Consider the following 23617-nt stretch of genomic DNA (forward strand, 5'->3'; position numbering starts at 1 on the left):
TCATAGAATTGCTCTTTATTTCGTATAGTTTCTTCTTGTATCACTTAGTGCTTAAATTCTACAGAAGGTTTTCTTCATTACACAATAAAAGACCCTCTGTTTGGCTATCTCAATATAAAACGACTCTTAGTATGTGTCCAAATTTATTAGGAGGCTAATGAAAAAGTACAAATATCATATATTTAATTATCAAAAAATCCTAACGCATATTTTACTCCTTCATGAATATCATTTGTTTCGTATCCTGCTAATTCTTCAAAGCTAATTTGCATTTTGACGTTTTCTAATTCGTAACCACTGTCTAAATCAATATTCAACAGAACTTCATATCCATCAGTAGTAACGTTCGTTTCCATAATGTTGAAAGTTTGAATTGCTGTACCTGTTTCATATTCGATTGGCTCTAAAAAATCTGACATAAAAACACCACTTTTCCTGATAATAACCATCTTTGGTTCTTTCAGTAGTTTAACCATGCGACATGCTGTTATTCGTGTAATGTTCTTAAATATATAGAACAAAAAAGGGTAGTAAAGATAAAAATGAAATAAATTTAACTCAGAAAAAATTTCTAAATTAATTGACAATTGATGTTGCATTGGAATAAAATAACTGTTAACAAAAGTATACAAATCTGATGACGAGAACAAGTAAAATATATCACTGTTCCCCAGAGAGCCGGTGCTTTGCTGAAAGCCGGTGTGCGGTATATGTTTGAAAATCATCTCCGAGGAGTCGAGCTGAACATAGTAAGTTCGAACGGTTGTCTACCGTTACAAGGAACGCGTATGATTGTACGTTGCTGAGTGCTATTGATGAAATCAATAGAAGTAGGGTGGTAGCGCGGGTAAACCCGTCCCTAATGATAGGGACGGGTTTTTTGTGTACTTTTAATTATTTCTTAAGGAGTGATTGTAGATGAAGAAGGTAGATGTGAAAGAATTAGCTGTAAGGAGAGAAGCGCGAATTCGTAAGCAATGGAATGAACAGGATACCTTTATGCAATCGATTCGAAATCGTGAAGGTGCACAATCTTTCGTATTTTATGAAGGACCGCCAACTGCGAATGGTCTTCCGCATGTCGGTCATGCTTTAGGGCGGACTATTAAAGATTTGGTTGCAAGATATAAAACGATGACAGGATATAAAGTACTGCGTAAGGCTGGATGGGATACACATGGATTACCAGTGGAATTAGGCGTTGAAAAGCAGCTTGGTATTTCTGGGAAACATGATATTGAAAAGTACGGTGTAGAAGCCTTTCTGGCAAAGTGTAAAGAGAGTGTTTTTACGTATGAAAAGCAGTGGCGTGAGTTTACAGAGAGTATCGGTTACTGGGTTGATATGGATACGCCGTATATCACGTTAGATAATTCCTATATTGAAAGTGTTTGGCATGTTCTTGGAACGATTCATGAAAAAGGATTGTTATATAAAGGTCACCGCGTTTCTCCTTATTGCCCAAGCTGCCAAACATCATTAAGCTCACATGAGGTGGCGCAGGGATATAAAGCAGTGAAGGATTTAAGTGCAACAGTTAAATTTCAGCTTGCAGATCGGGAAAACGAGTATCTTCTCGGCTGGACAACGACGCCGTGGACGCTTCCAGCTAATGTAGCGTTAGCGGTTCATCCTGAGATGGAATATGTGAGGGCCCAGCAAGGGGATGCTGTTTATATTGTTGCGAAAGAGTTAGCGAAAGATGTACTGCAGCAAGAGTATAAAGTATTATCAGTTCACAAGGGAGGCGAGTTAACAGGTCTTTCTTATGTATCGCCATTTCAATTTGCAGAAGTTACAAATGGTCATTGTGTTGTAAATGCTGATTTTGTCACAGCAAATAGCGGTACAGGAATTGTTCACATCGCACCTGCTTACGGAGAAGATGATTATAAAGTGGTCCAAGAACATGGGCTATCATTTGTGAATGTTGTAAACGAGAAAGGAGAATATACATCTGATGTTCTTTTTTTACAAGGGAAATTTGTAAAAGAGTGTGATGTTGATATTGTTCGCTATTTAGCTGAGCATGGTCTTCTTTATCATAAGGAGAAGTATGAGCATAGTTATCCGCATTGTTGGCGCTGTGATTCACCACTACTTTATTATGCAAATGAAAGTTGGTTCATTCGAACAACTGCTTTAAAAGAGCAGTTTTTACAAAATAATAATGAAGTAACATGGCATCCAGAGCATATTCAACATGGCCGGTTCGGTAATTTTTTAGAAAACATGGTTGATTGGAACATTAGCCGAAAACGATATTGGGGTACGCCGCTTAATGTATGGGAGTGCGAAGGCTGTCATCATCGATTTGCACCAAAAAATATTGAAGAACTTAGAAATTTTGCAAGTAGCGCTGTAGATGAGAATATTGAATTGCATAAGCCATATGTGGATGAAGTAAAAGTAAAATGTTCCGAATGCGGTGAGACGATGAAGCGGACGCCAGAAGTAATCGACGTTTGGTTTGATAGCGGTTCAATGCCATTTGCGCAGTATCATTATCCATTTGAAAATAAAGAGTTATTTGAAGAACAGTTTCCAGCGGATGTTATTGCGGAAGGAATTGATCAGACGCGCGGGTGGTTTTATAGCTTACTTGCAGTGTCTACACTGTACACTGGAAGAGCACCGTATAAGCGTGTATTATCACTTGGGCATGTGTTAGATGAAAATGGACAAAAGATGTCAAAAAGTAAAGGGAATGCGTTAGATCCAGTAGATTTAGTAGAGAAATTTGGAGCGGATGCCCTGCGGTGGGCACTTCTTGTAGATAGTGCGCCGTGGAATCCAAAGCGATTTTCAGAACGAACTGTACAAGAAGCAAAATCGAAACTCGTTGATACGTTGTTAAATGTATATAGTTTTTATGTATTGTACGCGGATTTAGATGGATACAATCCAAAACAGGAATATCGTACAAAGAAAACAAAATTGGATGAATGGGTACTATCAAGACTGCATAGTACGATTCAAAAAGTGAGCATGGCTTTAGAAGATTATCAATTTACAACAGCAGCTCGTGAAATAGCATTATTAGTGGAAGAAGGAAGCAATTGGTATGTAAGACGTTCACGCAATCGCTTTTGGGCATCTGGTATGAATGCTGAAAAAGCGGCAGCGTACGATACGCTTCACGAAGTACTTGTTACAATTAGTAAGCTGCTTGCGCCGTTTACACCATTTGTAACAGAAGATATTCATTTCAATTTAGACGGCAGCAGTGTTCATTTAGCAGATTATCCAGTATTTGATGAAGCGTTAATTCATACACAGCTTGAAAAAGAGATGGCAGCTGTTTTGCAAGTAGTTGAGCTTGGACGTAGCATTCGCAATCAACATACATTAAAAGTAAAACAACCATTAGCAAAACTTATTGTATTTGAGAATACGAAACAAGAAATGGATTGGGATTCTTATAAAGAGATTATAATGGATGAGCTTAACGTGAAAGAAGTTATGATCGAACATAGCGAAGCGGAGTATATGTCATATCAGTTAAAACTAAACTTTAAACAAGCAGGACCGAAATTCGGAAAACAAATCAATACGGTAAATCATTGGCTGCAAAATTTATCTAATGAAGAAGTGAAAGTGTTTTTAAATGATAAAAAGGGAGCATGTCAATTATTGTCTGGAGAAGTTGTCACAGTCACATTAGAAGATGTGTTTGTTGAAAAAGTACCGAAAACAGGATTTGCTGATGCCGCGAATGGATTATATACTGTTATGATGGACACGAATGTAACAGATGAATTGCTGCAGGAAGGAATGGCACGAGAATTTATTCGCGCTGTGCAGGAATATCGAAAACAATTGAACTTACCAGTAAATTTGCGAGTAGACATTGAAGTTGAATGTGGCGAGGAATTACAGGATGTAATTATGAAATATAAAGAATTACTGCAAGAAAACTTACTTATGAAACAATTATTTATCAAGGAATCGATGCAACAAGCAGAACAAATCCAAGTAGGGAATAAACAAGTATTGATTCATCTTCAAGCTAGCGAAATATAAGAGAAAAAACAGAGTGTACAATTCATATGTGGTTTTATTTGTTTAAAAAATTTTCGAAAAACAACTTGCATTTCGTCGTTTGAAAGGATAGAATATTCCGTAAATATAAAAAACGATGAGCAGGAAAAGTACATCGTGAACTGATCTACAGAGAGCAATCGGTAGCTGAGAAGATTGCGGTGCAGCGTGATGGGAAGACACCTGTGAGTGTTATTTTGAACGTGAACAACTAGTAAAAGTAAACGGAACCTACCGTTATCAGGCGAAAAGTGGTCAAGATGACAATTTGGGTGGTACCGCGGTGAAATCCGTCCCTTATATAGGGGCGGATTTTTGTATTCTTTGAAAGGAGGTGAGCGGCCGTGGATGATGATGACAACGACAATAATAAATATACAATCATACAATTAATAGTAGGAGGCGGAAAGTATGAGTCGAAAGATGAAGCGGTCGCTTATTAGCCAATGTACACCGCATGAAACAGTTGTGTTACAAGGATGGGTAAAGAAAATTCGTCATCTAGGGAATATTAGTTTTTTATTACTTCGTGATCGAACAGGTGTCATGCAATGTGTACTTGAAAAAGAATGGGCTGGTTATAAAGTAGAAGTAGAAAGTGTTGTGCAAGTGACAGGAAAAGTAATTGAGACAGAGAAAACGAAACTTGGAGTAGAGTTATTAGTTGAAGATGTAAAGCTTATAAATAGTGCAGAGCCAATTCCTTTTGAAGTAAATAAAAAGAAACTGCAAGTTGGTTTAGATCAAATGTTACATTCACGAACGTTATCACTTCGGCATGAACAAGTGCAAGCGATTTTTACAATTAAATCAATGCTTGCACATGCCTTTAGCGAATATTTACTGCAACATGATTTTACAAGAATTTTCACACCGAAAATTGTTTCACAAGGAGCGGAAGGCGGAGCAAACGTATTTCAGTTTCAATATTTTGAAAAGGAAGCATATTTAGCGCAATCACCACAGTTTTATAAACAAATGATGGTTGCGGGTGGATTAGAAAGGGTTTTCGAGGTGGCACCAGTGTACCGCGCTGAACATCACAATTCATCTCGTCATTTAAACGAATACATTTCCTTAGACGTCGAACTCGCATTTATTGAAGACTTTTATGAAGTAATGAAGCTTGAAACGGATGTACTTCGGTATATGTTTGAAAAAGTACAGCAATACTGTGCAAAGGAATTACAGTTGCTTCAAATTGAAATTCCGGTTATTACAGACATTCCAAAACTAACGGTGACGGAAGCACAAACCATTTTACAAAAAGAGTATCGAAAAGAATCTCCGATAGGCGATTTAGATTCAGAAGGAGAAAAATTGCTTGGTAAGTATGTAAAAGAAACATACAATAGCGATTTTGTCTTTATCACTCATTATCCGAAAGAAACACGTCCGATGTATACAATGCCAAATCAAGAGAATCCTTCTGTCACAGACTCTTTTGATTTATTGTATAAGGGATTAGAAATTACATCAGGCGCGCAGCGTATTCATAACTACGGTATGCTAGTTCGCTCCTTTGAAGAAAAGGGATTACATGTAGAAAACTTTCAATCGTATATTGATACATTCCGCTATGGATGTCCGCCACACGGTGGGTTTGCCATTGGATTAGAACGGCTTGTATATAAATTTTTAAACTTATCGAACGTTCGTGAAGCAAGCGCATTTCCGAGAGACTGCACGCGGTTAGTGCCGTAATATAAAGTGAAATAATCCCCGGTTAATATGTAATACTGAATTTACAGTTATAGAAGTCTAGGTAGTGTTATTACACATCGGGAAATTCGTTAGAATTGGGATTTAGCCTTTCAAAAAACACAAAAACCCCGAAGTTATTTTTAAATAACTTTAAAACCACCTACGAGTTAATCTAGTAGGTGGTTAGTGTATTTTCTTAGACTAAAATTAAACAACTTTTTTGTCTCTGTGCATTCAGTTCAATCAAGTTGATTCCCCTTTTAATTTTCTTAGCTTACTTCAATAATCACCTAAAGAAATGCGCTTGACATGATTACTTTGATTTTAAAATGTAGTTTACTTAGTTGGTGTGTGCGATGGCGCTGATTTCAATCAGTTGCTCTGGGAATGCCAAGTAAGTCACACCGATAAGGCTGCCGGCTGGTCGATGTTGTCCTAGGTATTCCTTGAACAGCCGGAGGACTGGTTTGGAATGTTCTTGCGCATTTGTTAAATAAATCTCCATATAAGCGAGGTTGGACTTCGTGACACTAAATCCCTCCAGTACGCGATCGAGATTTTCAAGCGTCTGTCGGGTCTGTGCTTCGATATTGCCATCGCCAATGAACGCACCCTCCATATCGTGGGAAAATTGTCCTGAAATGTAGATAGTGCCGTTGACGCTGTAACCTTGGGTAATACCGTGATCCCAAAGACCGTGATCGTAGGTTTTAACATTAGTCATTTTTTTCTCTCCTTTACTTCAATTTAATGTCAGTATAAAATGAACACAAACAAAAAAATAGTACGCACTTTTTTGATAGATACTACCTGAAAGGATAGTGTAAATATGAGTATGGCTGACTATGAAGAAAAGGGTAATGTTCAAGAGACACCTTTTGGTTATACAATATCAGTGATTGGTGGTAAATGGAAAATGCTTATTATTTACCTTCTTGCAGAAAACCAACCAGTTCGATTTAATGATTTGAAAAGAAAAATAGGAGCAATTACTTTTAAAACATTGAGTTCACAACTTAAAGAATTGGAAGCAGATGGGATTGTTAGACGCAAAGAGTATCCTCAAATTCCCCCTAAAGTTGAGTACAGTCTCACACATAAAGCAGAAACTCTATTACCTGTTTTGGAACAGTTATGTGAGTGGGGAGAAAAAAACAGCAATAATTAAGCTTCTTCTAGCTGATGAAATGAATAGCATCATCCATTCCAAAAACGTGGAAGTTTTTTTACGAGAGCAATTAGAAAACTGTGGGTTTAATTTTTTGTTCATGACAGAGGCGTTTGTGGAATAAAGAGATTTAAAATAATCAATCTTTTTTAGAAAAAACAGTTATTAAAAATAATAGAAAGCTGTCATTTTGATCAATCTTTATTCAAAACGACAGCTTTTTATATACAGTAAAATCAAGGATTTAGAGTGATTTATAATCAAACTTTATTTTAAACCAACACCAAGAACCTAATAAAAAAGGTGAATAAGAGTATTGTGTCAATTGAATTTTGTATACTGTATTTATGTGAAGTTAACATAACGCACCAATAGGGGATGTGAATAATCCCACTGGTGTTATATGAACATTATTTTCCTATATGAACTTGTTTTCTTTTTAATAGTGTCTTACGCTTTGTCCGGCCTTCCTCCTGCTCTTTTCTAATCATGCTTAATAATAAAGAGTGTTCTGCAAATTTGCTTTCCGTCTGTAAAACTGACTGTACATCAGAGCTCATCATATATGCTACTAATATAAGAAGAGTGAAAAAAAGAACTGGACCATATGCAACCCAAGGAGTAAGCATAAGGAGTTGGAAATTACTACTAATCATAAATATGGAACCACCAATTTCACTTAAAATTACATGAAATAATGATAAATGCATGATGAGAACGAGTACTTGCAATAGTTGTTGGTTTAACCATAAGAACATTTTAGGAAGTAAGTATGGCTGAATATGCGTTTTGAAAATGTGAAAAATTCCTCCGCCAAGTATTTTAGAGCTCGTGACAAATTCATTATGTAGTAGCAAGCGAATTTCATTTCCGATTAGCTGAGTCAAATTTGGTATTCCAATGAGAATAAGTACAGCAATTATATATATGAACCATTGAGAGCGTTGATTAATAAGAAGATATTGTACAGGTGATAATAATAAAATACCTAGAAGTGTAGGTGGAACATATTGAAAACTCTCGAATAGCCAGTTGAACCATCTTGCTCCTCGATAGAAATATGCATAGAAAAAAGCAAAAATTAGTGAAAGAGTAATTCGCATAAAGCTAATAAAAAATGCAGATATAATTGGTGCTTTTGCGTATGTAAGTACCATTCGTAGTACATCATAACCTCTTGCATTCACACCTAAAGGGTGAGAAAGAGAGGGCGGTGCAGGTGCAGTACGGATAGGGTTAATTTTATGTGTTTTGAAATATGATTCTAGTATATAGCTACTCACAACTAAAAGTATTAAAATACATAATCCAGTTAGAAAACGTTTATTGGTTAGTAGTTTTTTACACATGTATGTCCCTTCTTCCCGGAAGAACCCATTTTGAAATTTCAAATATAATATAAAACGGAATTGTTAATAGAAGAATACCAATTGTCATAATTTCTGGTGTTGGGTGTTTGATGAGAAATTGCAACAATCCGTAAATATTAAATAAAAATTCAAGTACAATCATATTGGAAAGCATAAAGAAATAAATGGCTTTTGCGTTATAAAAGATAGATAGTAATACATTGAGAAGAACATGCTTATACAATACATAGAATGGCTTCATACCCTTTGCCAATGCGAAGGTAGTATAATCCTTCTCAATTTCTGTATGATAATTGAGTAAAGTAATTTTATATAGGTAAATTGTCGGTAAAATGGCTAGTGTAACGACAGGCAAAAAGTATGTTTTCTCTTGCATTGTCGAAAAAGGTATTGCAGGAAGCAAATTTGTATGTTTATAAAACCAAATCACAATGAGTTGAATGGAGAAGATAAAAAATAAATCAGGTAATGTTTCTAATACGTGTAATCCTTTCAAAATAGTGGATTGAATCCATTTTGAAAAATAGAAAGTTAGGTTGGTGAGAAAAGTTGCGAGAAGAATTGCGACAAGAAAGGCTACAATCATAATCGTTAACGTATATAGATAAGTTTCCAATATATATGGAAATAAATCACGATCAGGTACATTTTTCATAACAACATCTACTTTGTATGTTATTTTAGTAGGGTGAAGAAGCGATTGAAAAACTGATTGTATCTGTGTTGTATATTGCTCAAAATTAAGTTGTAGTGTAGGTGGGGCAGCCATCCCTTGTGCAGTTGGCATCTGTTTAGATTCAGTGAGAAATAATTTTGGTAAACAACAAATGGCTATAATGCCAAAAACGATGAGACAAAACTGAGTGATAAGTATGATGAATTTCCTGATAAATATCATGATATAAATCTCCTTATTTTGTAAAATGATATATTTTATTCTTCTTTTTATCCTTAAATCCTTCTATAAAACGTTTAATTTTCTTATTATTCGATAAATTTCTGCATGTTTTTTATAAGCAGAGAATGAAAGAGTGTTATGAAAAAGAAAGGGAAAAGAGCATAGAAAAACTTATAAGAAACAATTTCTTTTCTATAAAGAAACGAATCGATTCTTTGGGGGATTTAATTGCTTGAACATAAAACGTTAGAAATCGTTTGAGCTGTAAAAAAGGATCTTCTAAATAGTTAAGAAAATCCTTTTTACCGCGCTATTTTCAATTCGTAATCGAAATAATCCACAATATCCAATGAGCTCCTGGTATAAAAAGAAGTTGAGCTAGTAATGTTCCTAAAAATCTAGAAATCATTAACCATCCGTACATTTTTCCCATTGTTTCTGCACCGTTTTCTTTTTGGAGAGCTCGTTCGGTTAGTAAGGCAATTTGTGGGTCTAATAGTACAGTTAATAAGATTGTTGCAAATCCGTTAACGAGACCGGAAGCTGTACTTGCATTCGTTGCGTAAGCAGGATTTAAAAAAGAAGCGTATAAAGCAGAAAGAACGCCTGCTGTATAAATAGCGGTAGCAAACATATTAATGAGCATAATTCGCTTTGGAATGCCGCCAATTCGCATTCGATGAATCATTTCCAATTTTGGAAAACGGACATATTTCTTTGTGTATTTTAGTTTTTGAATGTTATTTGTTTTCATCATGCGAATGAAAGAACCGTCTGTTTCAAAGTTTTGAATCACATAGCCAAATAGTTTTGTAAGAGTTGGATACAAAAAGATGGCTAGTAATGTACCGATAGAGGCAGCGAATAAAATAAGATGAATTGTTCCTTTTAAATCGATAGAATCGTCTAGTTTTGCTTGATCGACAATACCGCCAACTAAAAAAGCTTGCAGTAAGTTAGATGTTCTCGCAACAAGTAATACGATTCCAACTACAGATAAGGAAACAGCAATCTTTTTTAAACGAATGCCTGCAAGTCGGATACTTATAAGAACTTGTTTCCACAGCATGGATAATCATTGTGAAAAGCATAATAAAAATTAATTTTGTCGTCATATGTATTCACCATCTATTAAAAATTGGAAAATAAATCTAATCATACAGGATAAGAAAGAATTTGTACATCTTGATTTTTTTGTTAGATGGCGACTTACGTTGTTTTATTGACGGAATATTTACATTAAAATGATTGTTTTGTAAAATAGGGAGAGTTGTGGTTGGGATAATAAGGAGGATGCGGATGAAAACATATTACAGTAACCGAGCAAAGAGTTATGAAGAAGTATATTTTCGGGAAGATCCTATTAGACAGGCAGAATTATTAGAAATAAAAGATGTTTTGAAGGAAAAGCTTGCAGGGAAGGATGTACTCGAGGTTGCCTGTGGTACAGGATACTGGACGCAATATGTTGCTGAAACGACTGAGCACATTACTGCGATTGATTACTCAGAAGAAGTACTTACGATAGCGAAAGAAAAGCAGTTTTTGCCATCTAAAGTTTCTTTTGTACAAGGAAATGCTTATAAACTGAGTCAATTAGCAAAAACATTTAACGGAGCATACGCAAATTTTTGGTTTTCTCATATTCCGAAAGAAAATATTCTCTCTTTTTTGGAACAGTTTCATGCGGTTTTAGAAAAAGGATCTATTGTATGTATGGTAGATAATATGTATAACGAAGGAATTGGTGGAACACTTATTTCTAAGCCAAGTGATGAAAATACATATAAAATCCGTTTATTAGCTGGTGGGCAGCAATATGAAATCATAAAAAATTATTATTCGAAAGAAGAGCTTGCAACTATTTTCGAACCATTTGCAGTAGACTTAGAGATTCATATGAATACGTGTTTTTGGTTATTGTCATATAAAGTAAAGTGAACGGAGGAGAACATATGTATACAACTTTTTTATTCGATTTAGATGGCACATTAACAGACCCAAAAGAAGGTATTGTAAATTCAGTCATATTTGCCTTGCAAAAAATGGGGATAGATGAGCAGGATCATAACAAATTACTTACTTTTATCGGTCCACCGATTCAACATTCATTTGCGAATATATATGGAATGAATGAAAAACAAGTAACAGATGCAGTCACGTATTACCGTGAATATTTTAAAACGAAGGGAATGTTTGAAAATCATGTATATGAGCATATTCCTAGTGTTTTACAAGAATTAAAGGATGCAGGGAAGCGGTTATTTGTGACAACGTCTAAGCCAACTATATTTGCGAAACAAATTTTGGAACACTTTCAGATGGCACATTATTTTGAAGAGATTGTCGGCAGTAATTTAGATGGAACACGCATTGCAAAAACAGATATTATTCAGCATATTTTACATACATATGACGGTTTAGAGAAAGAGCATGTAGTTATGGTAGGCGATCGAGAGCACGATGTAATTGGAGCGCAGCAAGTTGGCATCGATTCTATCGGAGTCATGTATGGATATGGTAGTAAAGAAGAATTAGTGGCGGCGGGAGCTACTCATATTATGAAAGATGTAGAAAATATAAAGAAGTTTTATTATGTGGTAGAAAAGTAATTGATTGAAAAGACAAGGCCATCACCTTGTCTTTTTTTGTATAGAGATGTTGTGAAAAATGACTATATTTAGTGTTTGAAAGAGGGATTTTAGTTATAAAGTGGAATTTTATTAAATAAACTGAAAATTCTATAAATATTTCCCTGGAAATTAGAAAGGAGAAACTCATGGAATTAGTCATTATTTTATTGGCACTTAGTATGCTAATGTTTGTAGCGTATCGCGGATTTTCTGTTATTTTATTCGCACCTATTTGTGCTTTGTTTGCTGTTTTGTTAACAGAGCCAACTTATGTATTACCTTTTTTCTCAAATATTTTTATGGAGAAAATGGTTGGTTTTATTAAGTTATATTTCCCAGTGTTTTTGCTAGGAGCGATTTTTGGAAAGGTAGTTGAGATGTCAGGAATCGCAGAATCTATCGCAAAAACGATTATCCAAATTGTTGGGGTAAAACGAACGATATTGGCGATTGTATTAATGGGAGCGATTTTAACCTATAGTGGTGTCAGTGTATTTGTTGTGGCATTTGCTATATTTCCATTTGCAGCTAATTTGTTTCGTGAGGCAAATATACCGAAACGTCTCATTCCTGGTACAATTGCACTTGGAGTGCTTACTTTTACAATGGATGCGCTTCCAGGAACACCGCAAATTCAAAATGTTATTCCGACAACATTTTTCAAGACAGATATTTATGCTGGCCCATTATTAGGAATTACAGGAGCTATTTTTATTTTTATAGTCGGTATGGTGTATTTAGAAAGTCGACGCCGCAGGGCAGAAGCGCAAGGCGAAGGGTATTATGGATTTGACGATGGACCTGCAGAAATGGCGGCATCCATCGAAGCGGAACAAGGTGTAAAACAGTCACTTCCAACGACTGAAATTACACCACTTCGTCAAGTGCTTGCCTTCGTACCGCTTATTTTAGTTGGTGTAATGAACAAAGTTTTTACAATTACTATTCCAAAATGGTATCCAAATGGTTTTGATTTTGCGTCAATTGGTTTAAAAAGTTTTGGGAAAGTAGAATTGTCTGGAGTACTTGGCGTATGGTCAGTAGAATTAGCACTTATCATGGGAATTATTGCAACACTCCTTTTAAATTGGAAGCGTGTATTTGTAGACTTTCAAACAGGGTTAAATGTAAGTATTGGAGGAGCCTTACTAGCGGCAATGAATACTGGTGCAGAATATGGATTTGGTGGTGTAATCGCATCTCTTCCAGGATTTGGCGTAATCCGTGACGGAATTTCAACTACTTTTACAAATCCGCTTATTAACGGAGCAGTTACGACAAATGTGCTTGCGGGTATAACAGGGTCGGCCTCTGGGGGGATGGGAATTGCATTAAGTGCAATGGCGGATAAGTATATTGCAGCTGCAGAGCAATTTCATATTCCATTAGAAGTGATGCATCGTATTATTGCAATGGCATCAGGCGGGATGGATACATTGCCGCATAATGGAGCTGTTATTACATTACTTGCAGTAACCGGGTTAACTCATAAACAATCGTATCGGGATATTTTGGCCATTACAATTATTAAAACCGCAGCTGTATTTGTTGTAATTGGCATGTATAGCCTAACAGGTCTTGTATAATCTTTAGAAAGAAGAGAGCACTACGTACTCTCTTCTTTTTACTTATAATATTATTATGTAAACTAAAATATTATTCGTGGAAAATATTCAGAAAATATATTATAATGTAAGTGGTTACAAAAAAGGGGGCATACGATGTTTTCGTTACAACCGATCGCTTTTGTACATAATGAACGAATCCATGTAGAAGATGATTTGTGGGGAGAAATTGAATCTGTTATTGAGTTGACAGATTTATATACAGAAGAGAGTTTGCAAGGGGTTGAACAATTTTCACATATTGAAGTGATTTTTTATTTTGATAGAGTGAGAGAAGAGAACATTCAGTACACAGCAAGACATCCTCGAAATAATGAAGAGTATCCGAAAGTGGGTATTTTTGCACAGCGGGGGAAAAATCGTCCGAATCAATTAGGTGCTACGATTGTAAAAGTAGTACGAAGAGAAGGAAAGCGCTTAGTTGTGCAAGGGTTAGATGCGATTGATGGTACCCCTATTTTAGACATGAAGCCAGTTATGAAAGAGTTTTTGCCAAGAGAAGAAATTAAGCAGCCAGACTGGGCAACAGATTTAATGAAGAACTATTGGAAAGGAAGCGAAGAGAAGTGAAAATATATCAAGCAACTATGGAAGACCTACAAGGAGTAGCATCATTATTTAATGAGTACCGCATGTTTTATAGACAAGATTTTAATATAGAAAAAGCAGAACAATTTTTACGTGAACGTTTAGAGCGAAAAGAGTCCATTATCTTTGTAGCAGTAGAAGATGGAAAATACGTTGGATTTACACAGCTATATCCTTCTTTTTCGTCTATTTCGATGAAACGGCTGTGGATTTTAAATGATTTATTTGTGCAAAAAGAGGCAAGAGGAACTGGAGTAGGAAAAGAATTGTTAGCAAAGGCGAAGCAATTTGCAGTGGAGACAGGTGCAAAAGGATTAAAGCTCCAAACGGAAGTAGATAATGCAACAGCACAGCGTTTATATGTAGGAAACGGTTATATAAGAGATGATCGCTATTTCCATTATGAATTAAATTTATAAAAATCCATATATAAATACAAGTTGAAAGACATAAATAGCAATGCCGCATTATACGGCATTGCTATTTATATTTTGATGTGTAAAGAGCCATGAAACAGCGTCCTCTAGATTCGTGGCAATATAATCAGCATTCATGTTTGTCCATTTATGACGGTACGTATGCAGAGCATCGTATCCAGCACCTGTTTGTACTAAAATCGTTGTAGCACCGACTTTTATACCTGCAACAATATCGCTCCAACGATCGCCAATTACAACACATTTTGTTAAATCAAGATGATGTTTTTTCGCTGCTTGAAGAAGCATTCCTGTCTCAGGCTTACGACAAGTGCAGCCATCATCGTGTCGGTGCGGACAAAGATAGATGTCATCAAAACCAAATGCTTCTAGTTCTTGAATAAAGTCTTCTGTTGTTGCTTTGCCATCAGCAATGCCCGGTTGGTTTGTAAAAGAAAATAGTTGTATGTTTTGTTCTTTTAGTTTAGTTAGAGCCATCTGAGTAAATGGAAATAACTGAAGTTCTCCAGGATAATGAATCGTCGTATCGCCGCCAATTGTACCGTCACGGTCGATGAAAGCAGCTTCGATGTTTCGTTTAATTGTCATAATAAATGTCCTTTCGCGTTGTTTACTAGAAATGTTTTATTAGAAGATGTGCGTGGAATAATAAAAAATATTTTGAGCCCAGAATATAAAGTATTCTACTATTGAGAGTATTTTCCTGCGTATGAATGGTATCTTCACTACGTATTAGATTAAAAAGTATTTTTATTGAAAAACATGTTATTATTTTCATAGGAATTTATTGTAATTATATATAGAGAGAGGGATATAGTTGCTGCAAGTACATATAAATTCAGCTGGATACGAATATGGAGAGCAAACAATCCATAATATCGCCTTTTCAATTGAACAAGGTGAACTAGTTGCTTTAATTGGCGCAAACGGAGCAGGAAAGAGTACAACGATAAAAGCGATTCTTGGATTATTGGCGCATATGGACGGGGAAGTCTCATTTGGAGAGAAAAAGAATCCGTATGCCTATGTTCCAGAACATCCGACGTATTATGATTACTTAACATTATGGGAACATATTGAACTGTTAATGGCTGCTAGGGATGTAGAATCAGGAAGCTGGGAAATAAAGGCGGATGAGTTGTTGCGTACATTTCGGATGGACAAGCATAAGCATGAATATCTGTCGAAGTTTTCAAAAGGAATGAAACAAAAGTCAATGCTCATTTTAGCTTTTTTAACAGAGCCTGATTTTTATATTATTGATGAGCCGTTTATTGGGTTAGATCCAACGGCAACTCGTGATTTTCTCAATTTTTTGTATAAAGAAAAGGAACGCGGAGCAGGTATTTTACTGTGCACACATGTGTTAGATACAGCAGAAAGAATATGTGAGCGTTTCTTATTAATTTCAGAAGGAACGTTATTTGCAAATGGAGATTTACGTAGTATTCAAACGCTTGCTAACATGCCAGAAGGGACGTTGTTAGATTGTTTTGATGTGATTGTAAGGCGGGAGCAGCATGATTAGAACACTATTTTATAAAAGGCTACTTCATGAAATAAAACGAAAATGGAAGGCAGTGCGCTCTGTTGTTGATTGGACGATTGCATTATATGCAGTTGTTCCAGCACTTGTATTTAGCTGGATATACTACGCTTCGCTTTGGAAAAGTGGACCAAAAGATGAAGATGTATTATATTTGTCTATCGGACTTTTTATTTTTTACGGTTCAACGTATTCAAGAAGTGTGCGGTCATTTCTGGAACAAGCAGACAGTTTGTTTTTAATTCAATTTCCAGATCGAGTTAAACAAATGATGAAATATGGAATGATATATTCATTTTGTCGTATTTGCTTCACAAGTGCACTTGTAACAATATTATTTCTACCCATCCTTTTGAAAAGTCTGCATGGAACAGGTATACAAGCTTTTTTCTGCTTTGTCTTTTTGACATGCTTTCGTTTCACACTTTCCTTGTTACAACGGTATATTGATGTTCGGTTTCATAAACAGTGGCAAGTGATCATTATTAAAAATATTCTCTTTTTTGTAGGCGTTGTATATGTAGGAATAACATGTAGATATATATTACAACAGTCTTTTTATACAATTTTGTTCTTTTTCCTTCTCTTTATCATAAGTTTTTTCTTAGTAAAAGAGAAAATTGAGTACCGTCGCTTTTTCTTTAAAGAAATTGAAAAAGAAAAGGGAGAGGGAATGAGATGGACAACGCAAATTATGACATTTGGAGGTCAAGTACAAAAACCTACAAATGCAGCGAAGCCGTGGTTATTTCCCCGTTCTAAACGTATATTATTAGGAAATAGCAATGATGCTAGAATCATTGAAGCTTTTTTAAAGGAATATTTTCGTTCGGGCGATGCTGGTGGTTTTTACATTCGCATCATTTTTGTAAGTGCAATTGCCGTTTGGCGTGCACCGTGGTGGATTGCGGCAATTGCTATTTCATTTGCATTATTTGCAATATATCGTTACTCAAGCGATATATGGAAAGTTTTTTCTGGAAAACTATTTTTACAGTTATATTGTTCAGAAGGGAAGAAGCTATGGTTGTCACAGAAGGCAAAGACGTATCTTTTTCTACCAGCTTTATGTGTATATGGCATTGCAGGACTAGCGCAATTTTATATGATTCCTGCTTTAGTTTGCGTAGTGATTGTCATTGGACTAACAGTATGGCTGTTACTTATTCCTAATAAAAAAAGAGCTGAATAGCTCTTTTTTTGTTAATCCGTAATCGACACATACATAAAATAGATGAGAACACAAATGCTTACGGCTGAAAAGAGAAGGTCAAGTGTCAAAAGGAAACCCCTCCTAGTCAAATCAAGGAATAATACTTATTATATGAAATCTTACTATTTCATATTCAAATGATGTTAACGTTATTAAAATTGTAAAGTGCAAAAATTGGCATCATTTTGTATAATAGAAGAAATAGTTATAAAAATATAAAAAGAAAGGGAGGGATACAACATGCCAAATTGGATGAAAAAGACACTCGTCGCGTTAATTACTGTATTTACATTTGGATTAGTAACACCTCCTTCTGCACTGCTTGATACTGCAAAAGCGGACAAGCCTACAAAACAACAAAATCTAGAGCAACCGTCGTATGCACTGGATGAAAAGTCAAGTGATATAAGTTCGGAAGCATTTCTTTCCTATGCGATGCAGGAAGCTGAGCGGCAATCGATGGAGAAATTCGGATCAAAAATTGGCCCAGTAATTGAAGATGAGTTTAAAGATGTTATATTGCCGAAAATAGAAGAAGCAATTGCAAACCTTGCGAATCATACACCGGAAGATTCGTTACAGTCTTTAGCAATTTCGCAAAAACCAGCCGGTGGGAAAAATGAAAAGATTTTTCATGTTTATAATACAAAAACTGGAGATGACTTACTTCGTTTTCACGTAAGAAGAGATCATCCACCGCAAGCGGGTTATTATTTTAATTTTCATTACCATCGTTATGATGATGACTTTACAGCACACCACGAGCTTGGTGATATTTATTGGAATACGAATACACCACCGCAATGGCTGTCATAGAAAAAGGAGAACAAGGAGAGATACCTTGTTCTTTTTTTGTAAATAAAAGGATATATCGATTTGAAGGAGAATTCATAAGTATAAATAATAGAAAAGAAATGATAATAAGGAGCATTGCTAATGAGTAAATATATTATGTTTGATTTTGATGGTACGTTAGTGGATTCTAAAGATATTTTTATCCCTATTTTTAATGAAATAGCAGAGAAACACCGTTTTAAGCAGGTAAGAGAAGAGGATGTTGAAGCGTTGCGGAAGTTATCAATTCCAGAGAGGTGTAAATTGCTTCATGTGCCCCTGTATAAAATCCCTATGATCGCATTAGAATTTTATAAATTATATCAACCATCGATTCAAAATCTTACTTTGTTCGATGGAATCATAGATGTGTTGCAGACGTTGAAAGAAAGCGGCTATGAAATTGTCATTGTATCCTCAAACGCTGAGGAGCATATTCGCGAATTTTTATGTCAGAATGAAATTGATTTTATCCAAGATGTTTTTTGTTCTAACAATATTTTCGGAAAAGACAAGATGATAAAGAAATTTTTAAAAGCAAAGAAACTGAAAAGTTCAGATGTAATTTACGTAGGAGATGAGCTTCGAGACATCGTATCTTGTAAAAAAATTGGTGTAGAAGTGATTTGGGTAAGCTGGGGATATGATGTGATAGAAACAGTTCAGGCTGAATCTCCGAATTATATTGTGAATGTACCAGAAGAAATTGTAAGTGTTGTACATTCACAATAATGTGAATTGGGAAAGGGAGCAAGGAGAGTATGCCGGAGAAAACGTTTGAACCTGGTATTCACCATATTGAGTTTTGGGTAGCAAGCATAGAGGAATCAATTGAATTTTATCGTCAATTATTTTCGATTATTGGTTGGAAACAACTCAATGAAATAGCTTTTAGTACAGGGAAAACAGAGATATATTTTAAAGAGATTCGTGCAGATCTTGTAAGAACATTAGGGCCAAGGCATATTTGTTACCAGGCAATGAATCGCTCTGTAGTTGATGAAGTAGCGAGTTTTTTACATAATGTTCATGCTACAATCATTCGTGGACCGATAGAAGTGAAAGAGTATTCGGAAGGATATTATACGATCGATTTTCACGATCCAAACGGTTACATAGTAGAAGTTGTGTATGCGCCGAATATGGGGATGTAAAGTAACTATCTAAAACTATGATTCAAGTAATTTTAAATTAGTAGTATAAGTTGTAAAAAGATTAATAAAAATCCTGTATATTTGTGAATGCAGGATTTTATTTTTTGATTAAGCGAGTGAAGTAGATTAATGGAATAAAAGATAAAGCGAAACCTCCATCAGTAGGGCTTACTGTCTGTTAATGGGGGATAAAATGGAGGTTTATATATGAAATTAAAGAATATAAATATTCCCGAGCGTATGGAGCACTATCATGTATCTGGTTTAAGTATCGCTTTCATTGAAAATGGTGAGGTACATATGACAAAAGAATTTGGTGTCATGAAAGCGGGAGCGAATAGTAATGTAAACAGTAATTCTATTTTTAATGCGTGTTCGATTAGTAAGTTCTTAACAGCAATGTTAGTATTAAAATTAACCGACCAAGGTATCCTTCATTTAGATGAGGATATAAATAATAGCCTTACCTCTTGGAAGGTTCCTGAAAATGCATATACGCAAAATAAAAAAATTACGTTACGAACATTACTTAGCCATCAATCTGGAATAATCGATCCTGAGGGGAGTTTTTGTGAATATAATTCTACTCTAGGTAATCCGACAATGGTTGAGCTACTAGAAGGAAGAACACCGTATTGTAAAGAACGTATTGAAGTGCAATATGAACCAGAAAGTGACTGTCAATATTCTGATGCAGGTTTTTGTATCATACAACAATTAATAGAAGATGTTTGTGGTAAATCATTCGTGGAATTAATGGACGAGCATATATTTGAACCGTTACTTATGAAAAACAGTATATACAAACAAACAACATTAACTGTAAACAGTGGACGATTTTCTTATGGTCACAATAAAAAAGGAGAAGTCGTTTCTAGCAAATATCCGATCTATCCATATCCAGCAGCTTCCGGACTTTGGACAACACCAACAGATTTAGCAATTTTGATAATTGAAGTCATGAATGCGTTAAAAGGTAAAAGTAAAATTGGTCTTTCTGAAAGTAAGGCAAAAGAACTCATTACCTCACAAGGGTGTAAAGAATGGGCTGGTTTAGCTGTTTTTCTGGATAGTACAGGACAAGAAATTGAATTTTCGTCACTTGGTTGGGGAATAGGGTTTCAATGTATGCTCGTGGCCTATCCATATTTAGAAGCAGGTGTGGTTATTATGACAAATACCGATTTAGGCGTTCATCAAATGAAGGGCATTATTGGAGAGGTTTTAAAATAGAGTGAATATTTATAATGAAAAGGAAGGTTAACTATTGAAAATCAGGCAAGGAGAATATGAAGAAATAAAATTACGTGATAGAATTCCAGGAATGGTTGAATATATAGAGGATACATTGTTTTCAACTGATTTTCACTATTATATTCCCCCTCACTGGCATAGAAGTATTGAAATTAGCCTAGTAGTATATGGAGAAGTGTTTTTGTATGTGAATGGGCAAAAAAAGAAAGTATCAGCTGGCGAATTCATTTTTGTAAACAGTGGAGATGTTCATGAATTTGAAAAAGTTGAAAATACAAGTTGTGCAGTAATGATGCTAATTATTTCTTATGAATTTCTTAAAGAGGTAAATGAAGATTTTGATAAATATAGATTTAATATAAAAGAATCAGTTGTTCAGAAAACAAACCTTCAACAAATATTTTTTGAGCTAAAGGAATTAGTCACAAATTCTGATGATTTAAGTTATATAAAAATTAATAGCTTGATTTATGAAATCGTTTATATTCTATTGCGATACTGTAAAGATGGGGAGAATGTAGACAATGATTTTCAACTGGGGAATAGACAGAAGCAGATGATTACGTATATTTATGAACATTATGATGAAGAACTCAAATTGAAAGATGTAGCCAAACATTTTTTTGTAAGTGAAGAACATTTTTCCCGTATGTTCAAAAAATCCTTTGGATCAAATTTTACCTCTTTTTTAACGAGATACAGGCTCTATAAAGCTTATGAAGATATTATCAGTAGCACAAATTCTATACAAGATATAGCAATAAAACACGGATTTCCAAATGTAAAATCATTTATTTCACAGTTTAAAGAAAAATATGGATATACACCATTACAGTATAGAAAAAACATCATATCAAAAAACGACAATAATTACATCAAATAGGAACAACAATAAAAATACGTTTCATGTTACATTTTGTACATGGAACGTATTTTTATTTAGTAATAGTAAATAAAGTAAGGTTCAATGGAGATTTATCCCGCATTAACGAGCAGTAATACTCCCGCCTCAAAATTCAGCGGAAGCAAAGAAGTTAGGCGGGAGATAAACTGCCCGTAAAAGCCCGATTGGTGAGGGCTGATAATCAGTGGGGGATGAAGAAAACCCCCACTGATTAAAGTTTCACTTTATACGATTATATCATTCGACGAAATGAAAGCGCTTAAAATAAGGAAGGGTGAATACTAGATGACTAGAAAATATGACTTAGACCTTTTAGAAAAAATTCAAGAAAAACAAGAAACTATCATTGTACAAGGAGCAGAAGTCTTAGTGAAAAACATACCAGATTGCGATGAAAAAGGAGCGATGGATCCACGTCTTTATAAAGACACCAAGGTTCAAATGAATGTAATGAGGTTTATGCCTAAAAATATGATGAGAATGGATGCTTCTGAAAAGTCGGTAAAGAATATGAGAAAACAATTTAATGGTATTAAAAGTGTTCCAATTGTCACTAAAGACATTAAAATTACGCATAAAACAGTTAAAGCAGAAGATGGATATAATATTCCGATAAGAATTTATAATAGCATTTCTAAACGAGAGAATGCGCCAATTCTATACTTTATTCATGGTGGAGGATTCATGGCGGGATCACCTGATGTGGTAGAAGAACTTGTAAAATTGATAGTAGAAAAAACAGATATATTAGCCATTTCTGTAGATTATCGATTAGCTCCGGAAAATCCTTTTCCAATTGGGCATACAGATTGTTATACTACTTTAAAGTGGATTTATGAGAATGCTGACACATTAGGTGGTGACAAGAATAATATCTTTGTGGCAGGTGATAGTGCAGGAGGGAACTTAACGCAGTATTGTACAACTAGAGATATGGAAGATGGTGGGAAGTACGTTAAGGGGCAGTTACTTCTGTATCCTACAATTAATATGTGTAACTATGAGGATGAATTTTATTCTTGGAATATAGATAAGTATGAAATTGCACCTAAGTATAAAAAAGGATTAGAAAAAATGCTTAATATAATGCACTCACTGGTCGGAAGTATGTCAGAAATACTTGGTACGCAAGAAATTAATTCTAAGTATTTAAGTCCATATGTTGATGTATCTCCAAACTATCCAAGTACATTTATTACGGTAGGAGAACATGACTTTTTAATGATAGAATGTTTAGCGTATGCAGCTAAATTGACTAAAAAAGGAGTTGAAACTGAGACTGTTCTCTATCGTGGTTTGGGGCACGCTTATGGAGACAATGTAGGTGTCTATCCTCAAAGTGAAGATTTAGCAATGGAGATGGGGAATTTTATATTGAAGCATAGTGGGAAGTAGGGTGAATGATGAAAAATAGAAAAGTGATATTAATTTCAGGTTTCGCTATTTTACTATTTATCTTTGCATTTACAGACCTACAGATATCCCATAGTCTATATCAACCAAATAATAAGATTGCCCTTATTTTACAAGGTGTAGGAGAAATTCCAGCGATGCTTATTGCCTTATTTTCTAGTATATATTTATTTAAAACTAGAATGAATAAAGGTTCAAGAGAGTATTATGTTTCTGGGATTGGCTATGGCGTAATCATTCTTTTGTTCGCTTTTATAGCTTCATTTATGCTAGTAAATTATTTTCCTATTTCAAAATCCTTAATTCCGATTATTATGATTTGTTTTATTGTAGCTTGCTATATGATTTCCAAATCATGGAGTAATTATGATAATCCTAGATTAAGAGATGTTGCATTAATCGGATTATTAAGTGTAGTTATTGTGTTAATTACATTTAATCTAATGAAACTAGGATGGGGTAGAGAACGTTATCGTCATATGGTTTCTATTGGGTCTTTCGAAGGATTTTCAAAATGGTTTATACCTCAAGGAATTACAAAAAGTGATGAGTTTATGTCATTTCCTTCTGGTCATAGTGCTAATGCAGCGTTGATCATTTGGTTGAGTTTATTACCAGAATCTTTCGCTTCATTAAAAAATAAAAAAATAGGTGTTTGGATTTTCATTCTTATGTGGATGATACTAGTGCCAATTAGTCGTATTATAGTAGGGGCTCATTTTGCTTCAGATGTTACAGTTGGAGTTTCTATTTCATTAATTGTTTTTATGTCTCTGAAAAAAATTATATGGAGGGATAAGAAAAATTAATTTATTAAGTATTCACAAATATATAG

General features: G+C 34.9%; 22 protein-coding genes, 1 pseudogene and 2 other annotated features. Of the genes and pseudogenes, 17 read left to right on the forward strand and 6 right to left on the reverse strand.

All coding sequences use genetic code 11. The features are described from left to right. Window positions 1–182 precede the first annotated feature (182 nt). Complete coding sequence (locus MR076_RS14205; protein WP_242221599.1) at window positions 183–419, reverse strand: hypothetical protein; 237 nt, start codon at window positions 417–419, stop codon at window positions 183–185. A 209-nt stretch (window positions 420–628) separates the two neighbouring features. Next, window positions 629–864: a binding site (T-box leader), on the forward strand. Window positions 865–918: 54 nt separating this feature from the next. Between MR076_RS14205 and ileS the strand changes: the two genes are divergently transcribed. Further along, window positions 919–4023 (forward strand): isoleucine--tRNA ligase, encoded by a 3105-nt coding sequence (gene ileS / locus MR076_RS14210; RefSeq protein WP_242221601.1) that lies wholly within the window; start codon window positions 919–921, stop codon window positions 4021–4023. Window positions 4024–4129: 106 nt separating this feature from the next. Continuing rightward, window positions 4130–4342 (forward strand) — a binding site (T-box leader). 110 nt (window positions 4343–4452) lie between these two features. Then, window positions 4453–5745, forward strand: a complete 1293-nt coding sequence (gene aspS / locus MR076_RS14215) for an aspartate--tRNA(Asn) ligase (RefSeq protein WP_242221603.1) — start codon at window positions 4453–4455, stop codon at window positions 5743–5745. Between the two features lie 340 nt (window positions 5746–6085). Here the strand turns inward: aspS and MR076_RS14220 are convergent, their stop codons facing one another. Further along, window positions 6086–6469, reverse strand: coding sequence for a RidA family protein (locus MR076_RS14220; RefSeq protein ID WP_242221605.1), 384 nt, complete (start codon window positions 6467–6469; stop codon window positions 6086–6088). Window positions 6470–6574: 105 nt separating this feature from the next. Between MR076_RS14220 and MR076_RS14225 the strand changes: the two genes are divergently transcribed. Continuing rightward, window positions 6575–6913, forward strand: coding sequence for a winged helix-turn-helix transcriptional regulator (locus MR076_RS14225; RefSeq protein WP_242221607.1), 339 nt, complete (start codon window positions 6575–6577; stop codon window positions 6911–6913). A 410-nt stretch (window positions 6914–7323) separates the two neighbouring features. Here the strand turns inward: MR076_RS14225 and MR076_RS14230 are convergent, their stop codons facing one another. From MR076_RS14230 to MR076_RS14240, 3 genes and pseudogenes are all read right to left on the reverse strand, one after another. Continuing rightward, on the reverse strand, window positions 7324–8262 hold the full coding sequence (locus MR076_RS14230; RefSeq protein ID WP_242221609.1) for a peptide ABC transporter permease: 939 nt from the start codon (window positions 8260–8262) through the stop codon (window positions 7324–7326). After that, the gene (locus MR076_RS14235; protein ID WP_242221611.1) at window positions 8255–9181 is read right to left on the reverse strand and encodes an ABC transporter permease subunit; all 927 of its coding nucleotides are present in this window, start codon (window positions 9179–9181) and stop codon (window positions 8255–8257) included. The genes MR076_RS14230 and MR076_RS14235 overlap by 8 nt, the downstream gene beginning before the upstream one ends. 316 nt (window positions 9182–9497) lie before the next feature. Continuing rightward, window positions 9498–10296 (reverse strand): annotated as a pseudogene (locus tag MR076_RS14240) (lipid II flippase Amj family protein). Between the two features lie 184 nt (window positions 10297–10480). On the opposite strand from MR076_RS14240, the gene MR076_RS14245 reads away from it, so the two are divergent. From MR076_RS14245 to MR076_RS14265, 5 genes are all read left to right on the forward strand, one after another. Next, window positions 10481–11122, forward strand: coding sequence for a class I SAM-dependent methyltransferase (locus MR076_RS14245; protein WP_242221613.1), 642 nt, complete (start codon window positions 10481–10483; stop codon window positions 11120–11122). A gap of 14 nt (window positions 11123–11136) precedes the next feature. Further along, a complete protein-coding gene (locus MR076_RS14250) occupies window positions 11137–11793 on the forward strand; it encodes an HAD family hydrolase (protein WP_242221614.1) in 657 nt (218 codons plus the stop codon). Window positions 11794–11960: 167 nt separating this feature from the next. Beyond that, the gene (locus MR076_RS14255) at window positions 11961–13400 is read left to right on the forward strand and encodes a GntP family permease (protein ID WP_242221616.1); all 1440 of its coding nucleotides are present in this window, start codon (window positions 11961–11963) and stop codon (window positions 13398–13400) included. A 135-nt stretch (window positions 13401–13535) separates the two neighbouring features. After that, entirely contained in the window at window positions 13536–14009 is a 474-nt protein-coding gene (tsaA, locus tag MR076_RS14260) for a tRNA (N6-threonylcarbamoyladenosine(37)-N6)-methyltransferase TrmO (protein ID WP_242221618.1), read from the forward strand. Further along, complete coding sequence (locus MR076_RS14265) at window positions 14006–14446, forward strand: GNAT family N-acetyltransferase (protein WP_242221619.1); 441 nt, start codon at window positions 14006–14008, stop codon at window positions 14444–14446. Before tsaA ends, MR076_RS14265 begins: the two co-directional genes overlap by 4 nt. 48 nt (window positions 14447–14494) lie before the next feature. Here the strand turns inward: MR076_RS14265 and MR076_RS14270 are convergent, their stop codons facing one another. Further along, complete coding sequence (locus MR076_RS14270) at window positions 14495–15052, reverse strand: HAD-IIIA family hydrolase (RefSeq protein WP_242221621.1); 558 nt, start codon at window positions 15050–15052, stop codon at window positions 14495–14497. Window positions 15053–15281: 229 nt separating this feature from the next. Here MR076_RS14270 and MR076_RS14275 point away from each other — a divergent pair, with 229 nt between their 5' ends. The 9 genes from MR076_RS14275 to MR076_RS14315 all read left to right on the forward strand — a co-directional run bounded on the left by MR076_RS14275 (window position 15282) and on the right by MR076_RS14315 (window position 23591). After that, entirely contained in the window at window positions 15282–15992 is a 711-nt protein-coding gene (locus MR076_RS14275; RefSeq protein ID WP_242221623.1) for an ABC transporter ATP-binding protein, read from the forward strand. Continuing rightward, window positions 15985–17202, forward strand: a complete 1218-nt coding sequence (locus tag MR076_RS14280; RefSeq protein ID WP_242221625.1) for an ABC transporter permease — start codon at window positions 15985–15987, stop codon at window positions 17200–17202. Before MR076_RS14275 ends, MR076_RS14280 begins: the two co-directional genes overlap by 8 nt. Window positions 17203–17463: 261 nt before the next feature. Next, window positions 17464–18039: a YpjP family protein gene (locus MR076_RS14285; protein WP_242221627.1), complete on the forward strand. Its 576-nt coding sequence runs from the start codon at window positions 17464–17466 to the stop codon at window positions 18037–18039. Between the two features lie 120 nt (window positions 18040–18159). After that, on the forward strand, window positions 18160–18789 hold the full coding sequence (locus tag MR076_RS14290; protein ID WP_242221629.1) for an HAD-IIIA family hydrolase: 630 nt from the start codon (window positions 18160–18162) through the stop codon (window positions 18787–18789). A gap of 29 nt (window positions 18790–18818) precedes the next feature. Continuing rightward, window positions 18819–19211, forward strand: a complete 393-nt coding sequence (locus MR076_RS14295) for a VOC family protein (protein WP_242221631.1) — start codon at window positions 18819–18821, stop codon at window positions 19209–19211. 207 nt (window positions 19212–19418) lie between these two features. After that, the gene (locus MR076_RS14300) at window positions 19419–20444 is read left to right on the forward strand and encodes a serine hydrolase domain-containing protein (protein ID WP_242221633.1); all 1026 of its coding nucleotides are present in this window, start codon (window positions 19419–19421) and stop codon (window positions 20442–20444) included. A gap of 34 nt (window positions 20445–20478) precedes the next feature. Next, window positions 20479–21348, forward strand: coding sequence for an AraC family transcriptional regulator (locus MR076_RS14305; protein ID WP_242221635.1), 870 nt, complete (start codon window positions 20479–20481; stop codon window positions 21346–21348). A gap of 306 nt (window positions 21349–21654) precedes the next feature. Further along, entirely contained in the window at window positions 21655–22764 is a 1110-nt protein-coding gene (locus MR076_RS14310) for an alpha/beta hydrolase (protein WP_242221637.1), read from the forward strand. A gap of 8 nt (window positions 22765–22772) precedes the next feature. Next, on the forward strand, window positions 22773–23591 hold the full coding sequence (locus MR076_RS14315; protein WP_242221805.1) for a phosphatase PAP2 family protein: 819 nt from the start codon (window positions 22773–22775) through the stop codon (window positions 23589–23591). Window positions 23592–23617 lie beyond the last annotated feature (26 nt).

Origin of the sequence: Bacillus cereus group sp. BfR-BA-01380 (genome assembly GCF_022663535.1) — a bacterium.
GTDB classification, from domain to species: Bacteria; Bacillota; Bacilli; order Bacillales; family Bacillaceae_G; genus Bacillus_A; species Bacillus_A cereus_BB.